Here is a 15,677-nt window from a genome sequence, read left to right on the forward strand (position 1 = left end):
CGCACGGCCCGCCACCGGCATCGACGCCGCATGCAGAGGGAGCCAGCCAGATGAGCGAGCGAGAGTTCATGGAGTACGACGTGGTGACGGTGGGCGCAGGCCCGGCCGGCCTCGCGTTCGCGATCCGGCTGAAGCAGCTCAAGCCGGAACTCTCGGTCTGCGTGATCGAGAAATCCTCGACCATCGGCGCGCATATCCTGTCCGGTGCGGTGATCGAACCGCAGCCGCTGGACGCGCTGCTGCCCGGCTGGCGCGACAATCCGCCGCCGATCTGCGTACCGGCCGGCGAGGACGAGTTCTGGTACCTGACGAAAACCGGCGGCTTCAAGTCGCCGATCGTGCCGCCGGGCATGCGCAACCACGGCAACTTCATCGTCTCGCTCGGGGCGATGTGTGCGTGGATGGCGCCGCAGGCCGAGGCGCTGGGCGTCGAGATCTATCCGGGCTTCGCCGCGGCCGAACCGTTCTACAACGCCGACGGCTCCGTCGGCGGCGTGCGCATCGGCGACATGGGCGTGGCGAAGGACGGATCGCACAAGGACGGCTACACCCAGGGCATCGACATCAAGGCGCGCATCACGGTGCTGGCGGAGGGCGCGCGCGGGCACCTGACCAAGCAACTGATCAAACGCTTCGAACTCGACAAGGACTGCGATCCGCAGGGTTACTCGATCGGCATCAAGGAGCTGTGGCAGGTGCCGGCCGGGCGCGTGACGCCGGGCAAGATCGTGCACAGCCTCGGCTGGCCGGCCGACACGCGCACCTACGGCGGCAGCTTCCTCTATCACCTGGACAAGGACCGCATCGCGCTCGGCTACGTCTCGGGCCTGGACTACAGCGATCCGCACTACCGGCCGTGGGAAGCCTTCCAGCAGTGGAAGAACCATCCGACGGTGAAGCCGCTGCTCGACGGCGGCACGATCCTCTCGGCCGGCGCGCGCGCGATCGTCACCGGCGGCTACCAGTCGCTGCCCAAATGCGAACTGCCCGGCGCGCTGCTGATCGGCGACACCGCCGGCCTGCTCAATGTGCCGAAGATCAAGGGCACCCACCAGGCAATCAAGAGCGGCATGCTCGCGGCCGAACACATCGCCGCCACCGATGTTCCGGCCGGTTTCGATGCGAAGCTGCGCGCGTCCGATGTGATGGCCGAGCTGAAATCCGTGCGCAACATCAAGCCCGGGTTCAAGAAGGGCCAGTGGTTCGGCCTCGCCAATGCCGGCTGGGAAACGATCACCGCCGGCCACTCGCCATGGACACTGAAGAACAAGCCGGACTGGTCCTCGCTGCACAAGGTCGGCGAGCACGAAGAACCCAAACGCGACTACGTCGACCGCACGCTGGCCCCGCGCGACCGCCTCGCCGGTGTCTACTTCGCCGCGACCGAGCACGACGAAGACCAGCCCGTGCACCTGAAGGTGGCCGACACCACGATCTGCGTCACCACGTGCGCCAAGGAATACGACAACCCCTGCACGCGCTTCTGCCCGGCCGGCGTCTACGAGATCGTCGGCGAAGGCGAGGACAAACGCCTGCAGATCAACGCCGCCAACTGCGTGCACTGCAAGACCTGCGACATCAAGGACCCGTACGAGATCATCACCTGGGTGACACCGGAAGGCGGCGCGGGGCCGAATTACCAGAACCTGTGATGGACACGTACGGCAGATTGCCGTACGATGCCCGCATGAGCCAATCTGCCGCCACCTCCCGACTCGAAGCGCGCATCAGCCCCGACCTGCACGCGCTGCTGAAGCGTGCCGCTGAACTTCAGGGACGCACGGTGACGGATTTCGTGGTGGCCTCGGTGCAGCGCGCTGCCCAGGATGCCATCGAAAATGCGCAACTGCTGCGCCTCTCTGCAGCCGATCAGGAACGCTTCGTCAGCGCGTTGCTTGCGCCGCCCGAACCTGCGCCTGCCCTGGAGCGCGCATTTGCCCGTCGCCGCACGCTGATCGCGGACGCCTGATGCCGCCGCTGCGGATCGCGACGCTGGATGCGTCGCGCGACCGCGGCGGCTTCCGCTCCGGCAGCGACCCGCTTGATCGCTACCTGCGCGAACAGGCCGCGCAGGATGTGCGCCGACGCATCGCCGCCTGCCACGTGCTGCTCGACGGAGAGCGTATCGTCGGCTACTACACCCTCGGCGCGTCCAGCGTGCCGCTGCACGATTTGCCGCAAACTCTTGCGAAAAAACTGCCGCGTTATCCGCTGGTTCCTGCGGTGCGGCTCGGACGTCTGGCGATCGACCGGAGCTTGCGCGGCCAAGGCTACGGCAGCGCATTGCTGGCCGATGCACTGCAGCGCTCCGCCCGCGCCGACATCGCCGCATACGCGCTGCTGGTGGATGCGAAGGACGAGATCGCCGCAGCGTTTTATCGGCATCATGATTTCATCGCCCTCGTCGATGCGGCGAATACGTTGTTCCTGCCGCTGTCAGGCGTCGCCGCGCTCGTTGCCGCCGCGGGATTCGCGGATCGCTGAGGTCTCCGGGCAAAGGCAAGTCCTTCGAAGCGAAGCGATCGCACGCCTGCTTCATCGAGCTCGAAGCGCAGCACGCTGCCGCTGTTGGGCACCAGTTCCACGCGCATGGTGTCCTTGTCGTCGAACGGCAGGGCCGTGGCCGACAGGCGTCCCCAGCGCACGTGCGGATGGCCGCTCGCATCGAGCGTGATATCGACATCGCCCAGCAAGGCATGCGTGTAGGTGCCGGCGTACGCATCGGCCGCCCGCGAAAGATTCCAGGTGCGGCCGTGCAGCGTTTCCTGCTGCCGTGCGACGGCCGCGTCGAGGCCACGTGCCTTTTCGATCAGTGCATCGAAGCGCGCCGCGACGCGCCTGTCGGTGTCCGCGTCGCGCAGCATCACGCCGTAAGCGTAGTCGGCGATCAGGCTGGTCAAACGCGCGGCGAGGAAATCCTCGTTGTTGAGCACCACGAGCGCCACGTTCGATTCGGGAATGAACGACAGGTGTGCGTGGAAGCCGGCGAATCCGCCGAAGTGGTGCAGCATGCGTTTTCCCTTGTACTCGCCGATATACCAGCCCCAGGCGTAGCCGCTGCGTTCGAAATCCTCGAAGGCGACGCCGTCGGTGATCGTCTGCTGCGCGTGCGATCGCGCGATCACCGGTGCCGGCAGTGCGCTGCGCCCGGACGAATCCGGCATCTGTGCGAGCAGGAACCGGGCAAGATCGGGCGCCGATGCCACGAGGCCGCCGGCCGCGTGCATGGTCCGGTCGGATTTTTCGAGGTACAGCGGCATGTTGCGGTCGGTGCTCATGACCGAATACGGCCGCGCGATGGACCAGCCGTCGGCACGCGCCTTGTCGATGAACGCGGTGGTCCGATGCATCCCCAGCGGCGCGAAGATGGTGTCGTGCAGCTGCGTCTGCCACGGCGTTCCGATCGCCTCGTCCAGCCACACGCTCGCGATGTTGTAGCCGACGTTGCTGTAGTCGAAGACGCCGTGCGCAGTGTCCGGGTCCGGCGTCGTCTGCGCCACGAGCGCGCGCCGCGTGGCAGCATCGTGGAGGCCGCTGTACGCCGTCGCCCACACAAGCGCGGGGTTGTCGATGCCCGACGTGTGCGAGAGCAGATCACGCAGCGTCACCGTGTTCGCATCGAACCGCTGGAACGCGAGATCGGGAAACATGGCCTGCAGGTTCGTCGCCGTGTCGATCCTGCCGCGCTCGCCCTGCAGCAGCGCGTTCAGCGCAAAGAATGGTTTGGTGGCGGACGCGATGTAGAACGCCGTGTCGCGATCGACCGGCGTGCGGGCGCCGATGTCGGCATACCCGAAGTAGCCTTCGTACACGACGCGTCCGCCCTCGATCGCGACGATTGCGGTGCCGGACGGAAACGACGTCGCCTCCTTGGCGTTCTGCACCAGCCGGGCGAGCCCGGCGAACTCCGCGGACTGCGGCGCGGCAATGGCGGAAAACGACGTCGACGACGCCGCGACAAACACGCCGAGCAGGACAGAACGCACGGGATCTCCAGTATGGGGTCGAGCCGCGCACGGACGCCACCGCCTGACGCGGCGGCAGCCCGGCATCGGCAGACGGGGCCTGTTGCATGGAGACGGCCAGCGCGCCGCCGGTTGCATCGCACGCAGCGGGCGCGGGCGCGTATGCTGCCGTCCCTTGCCCCCGATCGCACTGCCGATGCCCACGCTCGCCCTCGCCACCGCCATCGCCGCCGCCGGCCTTGACGACGACATGCCGCCGCTGCTCGACGCCTGCCTCGCGGCCGGCATCGACACCCATGTGGTGGCGTGGGACGACCCCACGGTCTCCTGGGCGCGGTTCGACGCCGTGCTGCTGCGCTCGACCTGGGACTACACCCAGCGCCTGCCCGCCTTCCTCGCGTGGTGCGACTGCATGACGGCGCTGACCACGCTGCTGAACCCGCTGCCGATCGTGCGCTGGAACACCGACAAGCACTATCTCGCCGACCTCGCCGCCGCCGGCGTGCCGACGGTGCCGAGCGCCTTCGTCGAGCCGGGACAGGCGGCGGACGCGTTTCCGGACCACGACGAATTCGTGGTCAAACCCACCGTCAGCGCCGGCTCGCGCGACACGCAGCGCTACGTGCGTGCCGAGCGCGCGGCCGCCGTGGCGCACGCGCAGCGGCTGCTCGACGCGGGCCGCGCGGTGGTCGTGCAGCCCTATCTGCACGCGGTCGACGAGGCTGGCGAAACCGCACTGCTGTTCTTCGACGGCCGATTCTCGCACGCCATCCGCAAGGGCCCGCTGCTGGCGCGCGGTGCCGACGCCACGCGCGCGCTGTTCGCGGCCGAACACATCACCGCGCGCACGCCCAGCGACGAGGAAAAGGCCATCGCACGCCGGGCGCTCGATGCGATTCCGCACGGCCGCCCGCTGTACGCCCGCGTCGACCTTTTGCCCTCGCCCGCCGGTCCGCAGCTGCTCGAACTGGAACTGACCGAACCGTCGCTGTTCCTCGCCACCGCGGCGGGCGCGGCGGCCCGCTTCGCCGAACTGCTCGCGGCGCGCCTCGCGCGCTGACGCGATCGCACCCGCCGCGAAGTCCGGTTCTAAGCTCATTCCCGGCATGCGATTGCATGCGCGCCGCGTGGCATCGACACTACCGCTCTTGTCCGCTTGCCGCCCCGCATGACCGCCCCGCCCGCCACCCTCAGCCACCTCGACCGGCTCGAAGCCGAAAGCATCCACATCCTGCGCGAGGTGGCGGCGCAATGCCGCAACCCGGTGATGCTGTATTCGATCGGCAAGGACAGCTCGGTGCTGCTGCACCTGCTGCTGAAGGCCTTCGCGCCGGCGAAGCCGCCAATCCCGCTGCTGCACGTGGACACCGGCTGGAAGTTCCGCGAGATGATCGCCTTCCGCGACCGGCGCGCGGCGCAGACCGGCGTCGACCTGCGTGTACACACCAACCCGGACGGCGTGCGCGACGGCGTCGGTCCGATCACGCACGGCTCGGCCGTGCACACCGACATCATGAAGACCCAGGGCCTGAAGCAGGCGCTGGCGAAGTACGGCTTCGATGCGGCCATCGGCGGCGCCCGCCGCGACGAGGAGAAGTCGCGCGCCAAGGAACGCATCTTCTCCTTCCGCAGCACGCAGCAGCGCTGGGATCCGAAGGCGCAGCGGCCCGAACTGTGGAACCTCTACAACACCCGCCTGGCCCCCGGCGAATCGCTGCGCGTGTTCCCGATTTCGAACTGGACCGAGCTCGACGTGTGGCTCTACATCTGGCGCGAAAAGATCCCCGTGGTGCCGCTGTACTTCGCCGACATGCGCCCGGTGGTGGAGCGCGACGGCGCGCTGATCCAGGTCGACGACGAGCGCCTGCCGCTGCGGCCGGGCGAAACCCCGCAGCAGCGCCGCGTGCGGTTCCGCACGCTGGGTTGCTACCCGCTGACCGGCGCGATCGAGTCCGACGCGGACACGCTGGAGGCGGTGATCTCCGAGATGCTCGTTGCGCGCACGTCCGAGCGCCAGGGCCGCGTGATCGACCGCGACGGCGGTGCGTCGATGGAGAAGAAGAAGCAGGAAGGGTATTTCTGATGAGAGCCGGGATTGGTGATTCGGGATTCGGGATTCGAAGGAGCGAGGCGCGGCCGCGTTGCTGCAAGGATTCGAGCCTGACCGTGCGAATCACGAATCCCGAATCACCAATCCCGGCCTTCTCCCCATGACCGACATCGCCACCTACCTGCGCCAGCACGAAGCCAAGGGCCTGCTGCGCTTCATCACCTGCGGCAGCGTCGACGACGGCAAGAGCACGCTGATCGGGCGCCTGCTGTTCGACAGCAAGCGCCTCTACGACGACCAGCTCGCCGCGCTCGCCAGCGAGAGCGTCCGTTTCGGCACGCAGAACGGCGAGATCGACTATGCCCTGCTGCTCGACGGGCTCGAGGCCGAGCGCGAGCAGGGCATCACCATCGATGTCGCCTACCGTTTCTTCTCCACCGACAAACGCAGCTTCATCGTCGCCGACTGCCCGGGGCACGCGCAGTACACGCGCAACATGGCCACCGGCGCGTCCACCGCCGACCTCGCCGTGGTGCTGGTCGACGCCCGCCGCGGCCTGCTCACGCAGACCCGCCGGCACAGCTACATCGTGTCGCTGCTCGGCCTGCGCCACGTGCTGCTGGCGGTCAACAAGATGGATCTCGTCGACTACTCGCAGGAGGTGTTCGACGGCATCGTCGGCGAGTACCGCAAGCTTGCGGCCGCGCTCGGCATCGAGCACGTGCAGGCCGTGCCGCTCTCGGCGCTGCGTGGCGACAACCTCATCCGCCGCTCGCAGGCAACGCCCTGGTACACCGGCCCGTCCGTGCTGGAACACCTGGAAACCGTGCGGCTGGACGACAGCGCGCGCGGCGGCGGCTTCCGCCTGCCGGTGCAGTGGGTCAATCGCCCGCACCAGAATTTCCGTGGCTACGCCGGCACGCTCGGCGGCGGCAGCGTGGCGAAGGGCGATGCCGTGGTGGCGCTGCCGTCGGCGCGCAGGAGCCGCATCGCGCAGGTGTTCGGTCCGGACGGCGAAGTCGAACGCGCCGCGCCCGGCCAGGCCGTCACGCTCACCCTGGCCGACGAACTGGATGTGAGCCGCGGCGACGTGCTCTGCTCCGCCGACGATCCGCCGCAGGTGGCCGATCAGTTCGCCGCACACCTGCTGTGGATGGGCGATGCCGCGCTGGTGCCCGGCCGGCCCTACCTGCTCCGGCTCGGCACCGTCACCGTGGCCGCGCAGGTGACCGAGATCAAGCACCGGATCGACGTCGACACGCAGGAGCACCTTGCCGCCAAGCGCCTCGAACTCAACGAGGTGGCGATGGTGAACCTGAGCCTGGACCGCGCCATCGCGTTCGCGCCGTACGAGGAGGATCGCGCGCTCGGCGCCTTCATCCTCATCGACCGCACCAGCAACGCCACCGCCGGCGCCGGCCGCATCGATTTCGCGCTGCGCCGTGCCGGCAACATCCACTGGCAACACCTGGACGTGGACCGCGCCGCCCGCGCCGCGCTCAAGGGCCAGCAGCCGGCCTGCCTGTGGTTCACCGGGCTGTCGGGCTCGGGCAAGTCGACGATCGCCAACCTGGTGGAAAAGCGCCTGCACGCGCAGGGCTGCCACACCTACCTGCTCGACGGCGACAACGTGCGCCACGGCCTCAACCGCGATCTCGGCTTCACCGAGGAAGACCGCGTCGAGAACATCCGCCGCGTGACCGAAGTGGCACGCCTGATGGTGGATGCCGGCCTGATCGTGCTGGTGAGCTTCATCTCGCCGTACGCGAGCGAACGCCGCACCGCGCGCGAGCGCTTCGCGCCGGGCGAGTTCATCGAGATCTTCGTCGACACCCCGCTCGAGGTCTGCGAAGCGCGCGACGTGAAGAGCCTGTACCGCCGCGCCCGCGCCGGCGAGATCCCGAACTTCACCGGCATCAGCGCGCCGTATGAGGCACCCGAGTCCCCCGAACTGCACCTGCGCACGGTCGAGTTGCCGACCGAGCAGGCTGCCGAACGCGTGGTCGCGCGCCTGCTCGGCTGACGGTTCGAGTCATTGCTCGACGCCGGCGTGGAAGGCTCGCGCGGCCGGCGGCGAGGTTCGGCAGCCCGCGGCGGACCGGCTACAATGGTGGTCCGCCCGGCGATCCGCCCGGCGAACCCCATTCGCAAGGCAGGAACCCCAGACCGATGAAGATCCTGGTCGGCTACAAGCGCGTCGTCGATTACAACGTGCGCATTCAGGTGAAACCGGACAATTCCGGCGTCGTCACCGACGGCGTGAAGCTCTCCGCCAACCCGTTCGACGAAATCGCGCTGGAAGAAGCGCTGCGCCTGCGCGAGAAAGGGATTGCCACCGAAGTGATCGTCGCCACCATCGGCCCGGCCGATGCCGCCGCGCATCTGCGCAACGGGCTTGCCATGGGCGCGAACCGCGCCATCCACGTCGTCACCACGGACGCGATCCAGCCGCTGACCGCCGCGCGCACGCTGCTCAAGCTCATCGAGAAGGAAGCGCCGGACATCGTGATCCTCGGCAAGCAGGCCATCGACGACGACGCCAACCAGACCGGCCAGATGCTGGCCACGCTGTGGGGCCGTCCGCAGGCGACGTTTGCCGGCAAGGTCGAAATCGCCGACGGCAAGGCCACGGTGATGCGCGAAGTCGACGCGGGCCTGGAAACGCTCGAAGTCGACCTGCCCGCCGTCATCACCACCGACCTGCGCCTCAACGAGCCGCGCTTCATCAAGCTGCCGGACATCATGAAGGCCAAATCCAAGCCGATGGAGACGCTGCAGCTTGCGGACCTGGGCGTGGAGGCCGGCGATTACCTGAAGACCACGCACTACGCGCCGCCGCCGAAGCGTTCCAAGGGCGTGATGGTGAAGGATGTCGGCGAGCTGGTCTCGGCACTGAAGGCCAAGGGCCTGCTGTAACCCACACCCCACCGTCGTCCCGGCGGACGCCGGGACCCAGTGACGCTGATCTTCGTCGTTCCGAAATGTCTTCAGAGCAGAACGAACAGCGACGTCACTGGGTCCCGGCGTTCGCCGGGACGACGGAATACTCCGGACGCCGCTGCAAGGGGCGAGACGGATCAATGAGGACATCGACGTCATGAGCAAGATTCTCGTCATCGCAGAACACCTGAACGGCAAGCTCAACCTCGCCGCCACCGCCAAGTGCGTCACCGCAGCCAAGGCCGTCGGCGGCGACATCGACATCGCCGTGCTGGCCGCCGACCCGTCGGCGATCGCCGCGGAAGCTGCGAGCATCGACAGCGTCGCCCGCGTGCTTGCCGTCGCCAACGCCGCGAACGAACACGCCATCGCGCAGGTGCTCGCACCGCAGATCGCGAAACTGGCGGCCGGCTACACCCATGTGTTCGGCCCCTCGACCACGTTCGGCAAGGACCTGATGCCCTGCGTCGCCGCGCTGCTCGGCGTGGCGCAGGTCAGCGACATCATGGCCGTGGACGGGTCGCACACGTTCAAGCGGCCGATCTACGCCGGCAACGCCATCATCACGGTCGAGGCACCGGCCGGGCAGACCGTCGTCGCCACGGTGCGCGTGGCCTCGTGGGCCGCGGCCGGCACCGGCGGCAGCGCCGCCGTGGAAGCCGCATCGACCGACGCCGCGTTGCCGACGCACACGCGCTACGTCGGCCTCGCGGCCGGCAAGAGCGACCGTCCGGACCTGCAGAGCGCGCCGCGCGTCGTCTCCGGTGGGCGCGGCGTGGGCTCGGCCGAGAACTTCGGCATCATCTTCAGCCTCGCCGACAAACTCAGCGCCGCCGTCGGCGCCTCGCGCGCGGCCGTGGACGCAGGCTACGTGCCGAACGAACTGCAGGTCGGCCAGACCGGCAAGATCATCGCGCCGGAGCTGTACCTCGCCATCGGCATCTCGGGCGCGATCCAGCATCTCACCGGCATCAAGGACGCGGGCACCATCGTCGCCATCAACAAGGATGCCGATTCGCCGATCTTCGAGATCGCCGACATCGGCCTCGTCGGCGACCTGTTCAAGCTCGTGCCGGAACTCGAGGCGGCGCTGTAACGCGCATCCGCCCCCCATTGCCCACGTTCGGAACGGCGCCCATGAATCCTTGTCTTCGCCTCCTGCAGGTCCTCGGCCTGATGGTTTCGGCCACGGCGGCGCACGCCGCCATCGTGGTGACGCCACCCGCGCCGCTGCCGGGCCAGCCCGTGCGCATCGCGCTCGTCGAGCAGTACACGAGCGCGGCCGCGGTCACGTCGGCAAGCATCACGCGCGACGGCAACGGTTTCGTCATCGAGCAGGCGGTCGAGGTCACGTGTGCGCTGCCGGCCGCCCCGGTGCTGACATCGTCGTTCGACGTCGGCTCGCTCGCCCCGGGCGACTACGAGGTTGTCGCAAACATCGTCCGGACGCCGACAACACCCGACTGCATCGTCGAAAACGCAACGCAGGAGGCGACGTTCTCGATCGCGTCGCAGGCAACTGCGTCCTCGCCTGCCATCGTGCCCGTGTCCGGGCCCGCCGGCCTGGCCGCGCTGGCGACCCTGCTCGCGATGCTGGCGGCGTTCCGCATCCGGCATGCCAGCGCTGCACGGCGGATCGCCCGCAAATGACCGAGATCCTCCCCGTCCTGCTGTGCGGCGGCAGCGGCACGCGGCTGTGGCCGCTGTCGCGCGAGGCGTTTCCGAAGCAGTTCCTGCCGCTCGCGGGCGAACACACGCTGCTGCAGGCCACCGCGTTGCGCGCGATGCGCGTGCGCGGCGCGCTGGCGCCGCTGGTGGTGTGCAATGCCGATCATCGCTACGTCGTGGCCGAGCAGTTGAACGAGGTCGGCATCACGCATCCGCGCCTGCTGCTGGAACCGTGTGCGCGCAACACCGCGCCGGCGATTGCGGCAGCGGCATTTGCGGCGATGGCCGACGGCGGCGATCCGCTGCTGCTCGTGCTACCGTCGGATCACCTGATCAAAGACGAATCGGGCTTCCGCAGCGCGGTCGAAACCGCACTCGCGAATGCGCCGGACAAGGCGCTGGTGACCTTCGGCATCGTTCCGGAACGGCCGGACACCGGCTTCGGCTACATCCGCGCCGCGGCCAGCGACGGCGCGCTGCGGCATGTCGACCAGTTCGTCGAGAAGCCCGGCATCGAGCGCGCGCGTGAGTACGTGGCGAGCGGCGACTACAGCTGGAACAGCGGCATGTTCCTGTTCCGCGCATCGACCTTTCTGGCCGAACTCGAAGCCAACGAACCCGACATGTTCGCGCGCTGCAGCGAGGCGGTGGAACGGGCGTCGAAGGACGGCGATGCGCTGCGGCTGGACAAGGCCGCGTTCGGCGCCGCGCGCGCCGATTCGATCGACTACGCGGTGATGGAGCGCACGCAGAACGCCTTCGTGCTGCCGCTGTCGATCGGCTGGAACGATGTCGGCTCGTGGAACGCGGTGTGGGAAACGATCGAGAAGGACGCGCACGGCAACGCCGCGCACGGCGACGTCATCACGATCGACAGCCGCAACACCTATGCGCGCAGCGAACGGCTGGTGGCGCTGATCGGCGTGGAGGATCTGGTCGTCATCGAAACCGACGACGCGCTGCTGGTGGCGCATCGCGACCACGTGCAGCAGGTCAAGGACGTGGTCGGCCGCCTGCGCGAGAGCGGACGCAAGGAAGGCGCGATCCATCGCAAGGTGGCGCGGCCGTGGGGCAGCTACGATTCGATCGATTCGTCCGACCGGTTCCAGGTCAAACGCATCACCGTGAAGCCGGGCGCGGCGCTGTCGCTGCAGCTGCACCATCATCGGGCCGAGCACTGGATCGTGGTGACGGGGACGGCGAAGGTGACGATCGAGGATCGGACGTTTTTCCTCGCCGAGAACCAGAGCACCTACATTCCGCTCGGCAGCAAGCATCGCCTGGAAAACCCGGGCAAGCTGCCGCTGGAGATGATCGAGGTGCAGTCGGGCGCGTATCTGGGCGAGGATGACATCGTGCGCTTCGACGATGTCTACGGTCGCGCGTCGAAGCTGCAGTAATCCTGCACGCGTTCCGGGCATCCAGCGGAGTTTTCCTTCTCCCGCCGGGAGAAGGTGCCCGGCAGGGCGGATGAGGGCGCCGCGTCACGTCGTGCCGGACTCCCGTCATCGGTTCGAGCTCGAGATTTTGGGCGTTTTCCTGTCGGGACGCCTCGCTTGCGTGCGAGGTGGCGCCCTCATCCGCCTGCCGGCACCTTCTCCCGCAGGGAGAAGGATTCCAGATTGCTGCACTCGATCTTTTTCAGCCCGCGCGCGAAAACTCGCAGCCGGTCTTCTCGCGCAGCTCCTGCTCGCTGACGCCCGGTGCGAGCTCGATGAGCTGCAACCCCTCCGGCGTCACATCCAGCACCGCCAGCTCCGTGATGATGCGATCCACCACGCCGACACCCGTCAGCGGGAGCGTGCATTCGCGCAGGATCTTGTGCTCGCCGCTCTTGGCCGTGTGTTCCATCAGCACCACCACGCGCTTCACGCCGGCCACCAGATCCATCGCGCCGCCCATGCCCTTCACCATCTTGCCGGGCACCATCCAGTTGGCAAGGTCGCCCTTGTCGGTGACCTGCATCGCACCGAGGATGGCCAGGTCGATGTGCCCGCCGCGGATCATCGCGAAGGAGTCGTGGCTGCCGAAATAACTCGCGCCGATGCGCGCGGTGACGGTCTGCTTGCCGGCGTTGATGAGATCGGCGTCGACCTCGGCCTCGGTCGGGAATGGACCGATGCCCAGCAGGCCATTCTCCGACTGCAGCCACACGTCCATGCCGTCGGGGATGAAGTTCGCCACCAGCGTCGGCAGGCCGATGCCGAGGTTCACGTAGGCGCCGTCGGTGAGTTCTAGCGCGGCGCGCTGCGCCATTTCGTCGCGGGTCCAGGGCATGGTTCGGTCCTCAGGCGGTGGCGCGCACGGTGCGCTGTTCGATGCGTTTTTCGGGCGACGCGTTGTGCACGATGCGGTCGACGTAGATCCCCGGCAGGTGCACCTGGTCCGGATCGATGCTGCCGACCTCGACGATCTCCTCCACCTCCACCACGCACACCTTACCGGCCATCGCGACGGCCGGATTGAAGTTGCGCGCGGTCTTGCGGAACACGAGGTTGCCGGCGGTGTCGGCCTTCCACGCCTTCACCAGCGACACGTCGGCGCGCAGCGCGGTTTCGAGCACGTAGTGCTTGCCGTCGAATTCGCGCGTTTCCTTGCCCTCGGCGACAATGGTGCCGTAGCCGGTGGCGGTGAAGAACGCCGGGATGCCCGCACCACCGGCGCGCAGGCGTTCGGCCAGCGTGCCCTGCGGATTGAATTCGAGTTCGAGTTCGCCGGCGAGGTACTGGCGTTCGAATTCCTTGTTCTCACCCACGTACGACGAGATCATCTTCCGGATCTGCCGCGTCGCGAGCAGCATGCCGAGGCCGAAGCCGTCGACGCCGGCGTTGTTCGAGATCACGGTGAGATCCTTCGCGCCGCTGTCGCGCAGCGCGGCGATCAGCGCCTCGGGAATGCCGCACAGGCCGAAGCCGCCGACGGCGAGGGTCTGGCCGTCGGCGACGAGGCCGTGCAGCGCGGAGGCTGCGTCGGGCGAGATCTTTCCGGGGCCTCGACGTGACGAGGGCGCAGCAGATGTTTCAGACATTGGGCTCAATCCGATCAGGCGGAAACTACCGGAGTTTAACGTCTCGGCGCGGATCCGCACGATGGACCTTCGGGCAATGGCTCACGACCTCCCGGTCCGCAACCCGGAGACGACACAGCCGACCCGCCCGCGAAACGGCTAGACTCGCCCGCCGGTCTTCCGGACGTGCCGCTGCCCGCACGCGACAACCCGCCCACGATTCCGGACGTTCGACGCATGGTTTTGCCGCAGACACCCGCGACCCGACCGCGCACCGTGCTCGTGACAGGCGCCGACGGCGCGCTCGGTCGGACCGTGCGAGCCAATCTGCCGCCGGGGTGGAGCGTGATCGGGCTGGTGCGGGGCGGCACCGCCGCACTGCCGGCACCGGATACATTCGACGATCTCGGTGCCCTGCTGCGTTCAGAGGTGCAGCCGGATGCCGTGCTGCATCTCGCCGCCCGGATCCCGCTAACCGACCCACGCCCGCACGACCTGCTCGCGGTGAATGTCGACCTGGTGTCGCGCCTCGTGCAGGCCTGGCCTGCGGCCCGGCACGTGCTCGCCTCGACCGTATCGGTGTTCGGCGCGCCGACGACGTTGCCGATCCATACCCACGACCCTACTACACCGGCTTCGCCCTATGCGTGGTCCAAGCTGGCGGCCGAGTGTCTCGTGCGCCAGTGCACCTCGCACGCGGTGATCCGGTTTTCCTCGCTGATCGGCGCAGGCATGCGCACCGGCACATTCATTCCCGCGCTGATCACGGCCGCCGCCAGCGGCGCGCTCACATTGCACGGCGACGGCGCACGGCTACAGAATTACGTGGACCTGCGCGATGCCGCCGCGATGTGCCTGCGGGCGATCCTGCGCAACGATTCATTCCTGACCCTGGGCATTGCAGCGCGCTCCCGGTCGAATGCAGAGGTGGCACGCATCGTGGCGGACTTTTCGGGCGCGACAATTCGCCATGCCGGCACGGACACGTCGCCATCTTTCAGTTACGCCTTGGGCGGTGCCGTGGACCTGGGTCCGTGTCGCCATTCACTCGAAGACTCGTTACGGAGCATGCTGCTCGCATGAGCTCGATCCTGGTCACCGGTATCGGCGGCGTCGTCGGACAGGGCATCCTGCGCAATCTGCGCGCGATGGAGCTTGGCATTCGCATCGTCGGCACCAACACCGTGCGGGTCAGCGCAGGCAATCACCTCTGCGATGCGGTACACGAGGTTCCGTTCGCAACCGCGCCCGGCTACATCGACACCATGAGGCAACTGCTGGTGCTGCAGGACGTGCGCCTCGTGCTACCGAGCACGGATTACGAAGCACACGTTCTGGCGCGCCACCGCGACAGCCTGCCGGCCACGGTGGCATCTGCTCCGGCCGAAGTGTCGGGTTTGTGCCTGGACAAGTTCCTCAACTTCGAGCGTTTTGCCGAGCGGGGTCTTCCGTTCGCTCGCTCCGTGCTGCCGTCGCGCTATGCGGATGACTTCCCGCGCACCGTGGTCAAGCCGCGCGAAGGACGCGGTTCGCGCGGCATCCACGTCGATCCGCCCGACCCTCGCGCGTTCGACGACACGCACGTGGTGCAGGAATATCTCGACGGACCCGAGCTCACGACAACGTTCTATGTGTTGAAGGATGGTTCGCTGCACGGCGCGATCACGCTGCGACGCAATCTCGATCACGGCAATACCTCTTCGTGCGAGGTGGAGCGCGCCTACGATGCGCAGATCGATGGCCTCTTGCGCCGAATGACCGCCGCCTTTCCGTTCCGCGGTTCCTGCAATCTGCAGAGCCGGGTGACAGCCGCAGGCGTGGTGCCGTTCGAGATCAATTGCCGCATCTCCGGCACCAATTCGATCCGCGCGCAATTCGGCTTTCCCGACGTTGCGTATACGGTGCAGGAACTGCTGCTAGGGCAACGCCCGGACGCCCCGGCGATCACCGGCGGCTGCGCCTTGCGCATCCTGCACGACGTGGTCTATCCCGATCTGTCGCTGGCCGAGCTGGACAACCGCGACGACAGGTTCCGAATCTTCTGACG

At 67.9% G+C, this 15,677-nt stretch carries 15 protein-coding genes; 12 read left to right on the forward strand and 3 right to left on the reverse strand.

Features of this window, described 5'->3' with window-relative positions:
• Positions 1–50 precede the first annotated feature (50 nt).
• The 3 genes from HNQ52_RS13445 to HNQ52_RS13455 are packed head-to-tail and all read left to right on the forward strand — an operon-like array spanning position 51 to position 2,484.
• Positions 51–1,652: an electron transfer flavoprotein-ubiquinone oxidoreductase gene (locus tag HNQ52_RS13445; RefSeq protein WP_183961690.1), complete on the forward strand. Its 1,602-nt coding sequence runs from the start codon at positions 51–53 to the stop codon at positions 1,650–1,652.
• Positions 1,653–1,687: 35 nt separating this feature from the next.
• Entirely contained in the window at positions 1,688–1,969 is a 282-nt protein-coding gene (locus HNQ52_RS13450) for a type II toxin-antitoxin system TacA family antitoxin (RefSeq protein ID WP_183961879.1), read from the forward strand.
• The gene (locus HNQ52_RS13455; protein WP_183961691.1) at positions 1,969–2,484 is read left to right on the forward strand and encodes a GNAT family N-acetyltransferase; all 516 of its coding nucleotides are present in this window, start codon (positions 1,969–1,971) and stop codon (positions 2,482–2,484) included. Before HNQ52_RS13450 ends, HNQ52_RS13455 begins: the two co-directional genes overlap by 1 nt.
• Here HNQ52_RS13455 and HNQ52_RS13460 read toward each other — a convergent pair.
• Positions 2,385–3,986 carry a serine hydrolase gene (locus HNQ52_RS13460; RefSeq protein ID WP_183961692.1) on the reverse strand — a complete coding sequence of 534 codons (1,602 nt, stop codon included), beginning with the start codon at positions 3,984–3,986 and terminating at the stop codon, positions 2,385–2,387. The genes HNQ52_RS13455 and HNQ52_RS13460 overlap by 100 nt on opposite strands.
• Positions 3,987–4,161: 175 nt before the next feature.
• On the opposite strand from HNQ52_RS13460, the gene HNQ52_RS13465 reads away from it, so the two are divergent.
• The 7 genes from HNQ52_RS13465 to HNQ52_RS13495 all read left to right on the forward strand — a co-directional run bounded on the left by HNQ52_RS13465 (position 4,162) and on the right by HNQ52_RS13495 (position 12,023).
• Complete coding sequence (locus HNQ52_RS13465; protein ID WP_183961693.1) at positions 4,162–5,025, forward strand: ATP-grasp domain-containing protein; 864 nt, start codon at positions 4,162–4,164, stop codon at positions 5,023–5,025.
• Between the two features lie 108 nt (positions 5,026–5,133).
• Positions 5,134–6,048 carry a sulfate adenylyltransferase subunit CysD gene (cysD, locus tag HNQ52_RS13470; protein ID WP_183961694.1) on the forward strand — a complete coding sequence of 305 codons (915 nt, stop codon included), beginning with the start codon at positions 5,134–5,136 and terminating at the stop codon, positions 6,046–6,048.
• A 127-nt stretch (positions 6,049–6,175) separates the two neighbouring features.
• The gene (cysN, locus tag HNQ52_RS13475) at positions 6,176–8,038 is read left to right on the forward strand and encodes a sulfate adenylyltransferase subunit CysN (RefSeq protein ID WP_183961695.1); all 1,863 of its coding nucleotides are present in this window, start codon (positions 6,176–6,178) and stop codon (positions 8,036–8,038) included.
• Positions 8,039–8,184: 146 nt separating this feature from the next.
• On the forward strand, positions 8,185–8,931 hold the full coding sequence (locus HNQ52_RS13480) for an electron transfer flavoprotein subunit beta/FixA family protein (protein ID WP_183961696.1): 747 nt from the start codon (positions 8,185–8,187) through the stop codon (positions 8,929–8,931).
• A gap of 181 nt (positions 8,932–9,112) precedes the next feature.
• Positions 9,113–10,051, forward strand: coding sequence for an electron transfer flavoprotein subunit alpha/FixB family protein (locus HNQ52_RS13485; RefSeq protein WP_183961697.1), 939 nt, complete (start codon positions 9,113–9,115; stop codon positions 10,049–10,051).
• 41 nt (positions 10,052–10,092) lie between these two features.
• A complete protein-coding gene (locus tag HNQ52_RS13490; protein WP_183961698.1) occupies positions 10,093–10,605 on the forward strand; it encodes a hypothetical protein in 513 nt (170 codons plus the stop codon).
• Positions 10,602–12,023 carry a mannose-1-phosphate guanylyltransferase/mannose-6-phosphate isomerase gene (locus tag HNQ52_RS13495; RefSeq protein ID WP_183961699.1) on the forward strand — a complete coding sequence of 474 codons (1,422 nt, stop codon included), beginning with the start codon at positions 10,602–10,604 and terminating at the stop codon, positions 12,021–12,023. The genes HNQ52_RS13490 and HNQ52_RS13495 overlap by 4 nt, the downstream gene beginning before the upstream one ends.
• Positions 12,024–12,264: 241 nt before the next feature.
• Here the strand turns inward: HNQ52_RS13495 and HNQ52_RS13500 are convergent, their stop codons facing one another.
• Both HNQ52_RS13500 and HNQ52_RS13505 read right to left on the reverse strand, forming a co-directional pair.
• Positions 12,265–12,900, reverse strand: coding sequence for a CoA transferase subunit B (locus tag HNQ52_RS13500; protein ID WP_183961700.1), 636 nt, complete (start codon positions 12,898–12,900; stop codon positions 12,265–12,267).
• A 10-nt stretch (positions 12,901–12,910) separates the two neighbouring features.
• Positions 12,911–13,651 (reverse strand): CoA transferase subunit A, encoded by a 741-nt coding sequence (locus HNQ52_RS13505; RefSeq protein ID WP_183961701.1) that lies wholly within the window; start codon positions 13,649–13,651, stop codon positions 12,911–12,913.
• A gap of 216 nt (positions 13,652–13,867) precedes the next feature.
• Between HNQ52_RS13505 and HNQ52_RS13510 the strand changes: the two genes are divergently transcribed.
• Both HNQ52_RS13510 and HNQ52_RS13515 read left to right on the forward strand, forming a co-directional pair.
• Positions 13,868–14,713, forward strand: coding sequence for an NAD-dependent epimerase/dehydratase family protein (locus HNQ52_RS13510; protein ID WP_183961702.1), 846 nt, complete (start codon positions 13,868–13,870; stop codon positions 14,711–14,713).
• Positions 14,710–15,675 carry an ATP-grasp domain-containing protein gene (locus HNQ52_RS13515; protein WP_183961703.1) on the forward strand — a complete coding sequence of 322 codons (966 nt, stop codon included), beginning with the start codon at positions 14,710–14,712 and terminating at the stop codon, positions 15,673–15,675. Before HNQ52_RS13510 ends, HNQ52_RS13515 begins: the two co-directional genes overlap by 4 nt.
• Positions 15,676–15,677: the final 2 nt, after the last annotated feature.

The organism is Chiayiivirga flava (assembly GCF_014202825.1).
GTDB lineage: Bacteria > Pseudomonadota > Gammaproteobacteria > Xanthomonadales > Xanthomonadaceae > Chiayiivirga > Chiayiivirga flava.

What these genes read in the sequence shown, in the direction of transcription:
- HNQ52_RS13455 (WP_183961691.1), top strand. Translation starts at nt 1,969, where the DNA reads ATGCCGCCGCTGCGGATCGCGACGCTGGATGCGTCGCGCGACCGCGGC.
- HNQ52_RS13495 (WP_183961699.1), top strand. Translation starts at nt 10,602, where the DNA reads ATGACCGAGATCCTCCCCGTCCTGCTGTGCGGCGGCAGCGGCACGCGG.
- cysN (WP_183961695.1), top strand. Translation starts at nt 6,176, where the DNA reads ATGACCGACATCGCCACCTACCTGCGCCAGCACGAAGCCAAGGGCCTG.
- HNQ52_RS13500 (WP_183961700.1), bottom strand. Translation starts at nt 12,900, where the DNA reads ATGCCCTGGACCCGCGACGAAATGGCGCAGCGCGCCGCGCTAGAACTC.
- cysD (WP_183961694.1), top strand. Translation starts at nt 5,134, where the DNA reads ATGACCGCCCCGCCCGCCACCCTCAGCCACCTCGACCGGCTCGAAGCC.
- HNQ52_RS13490 (WP_183961698.1), top strand. Translation starts at nt 10,093, where the DNA reads ATGAATCCTTGTCTTCGCCTCCTGCAGGTCCTCGGCCTGATGGTTTCG.
- HNQ52_RS13465 (WP_183961693.1), top strand. Translation starts at nt 4,162, where the DNA reads ATGCCCACGCTCGCCCTCGCCACCGCCATCGCCGCCGCCGGCCTTGAC.
- HNQ52_RS13450 (WP_183961879.1), top strand. Translation starts at nt 1,688, where the DNA reads ATGAGCCAATCTGCCGCCACCTCCCGACTCGAAGCGCGCATCAGCCCC.
- HNQ52_RS13510 (WP_183961702.1), top strand. Translation starts at nt 13,868, where the DNA reads ATGGTTTTGCCGCAGACACCCGCGACCCGACCGCGCACCGTGCTCGTG.
- HNQ52_RS13485 (WP_183961697.1), top strand. Translation starts at nt 9,113, where the DNA reads ATGAGCAAGATTCTCGTCATCGCAGAACACCTGAACGGCAAGCTCAAC.
- HNQ52_RS13505 (WP_183961701.1), bottom strand. Translation starts at nt 13,651, where the DNA reads ATGTCTGAAACATCTGCTGCGCCCTCGTCACGTCGAGGCCCCGGAAAG.
- HNQ52_RS13445 (WP_183961690.1), top strand. Translation starts at nt 51, where the DNA reads ATGAGCGAGCGAGAGTTCATGGAGTACGACGTGGTGACGGTGGGCGCA.
- HNQ52_RS13515 (WP_183961703.1), top strand. Translation starts at nt 14,710, where the DNA reads ATGAGCTCGATCCTGGTCACCGGTATCGGCGGCGTCGTCGGACAGGGC.
- HNQ52_RS13480 (WP_183961696.1), top strand. Translation starts at nt 8,185, where the DNA reads ATGAAGATCCTGGTCGGCTACAAGCGCGTCGTCGATTACAACGTGCGC.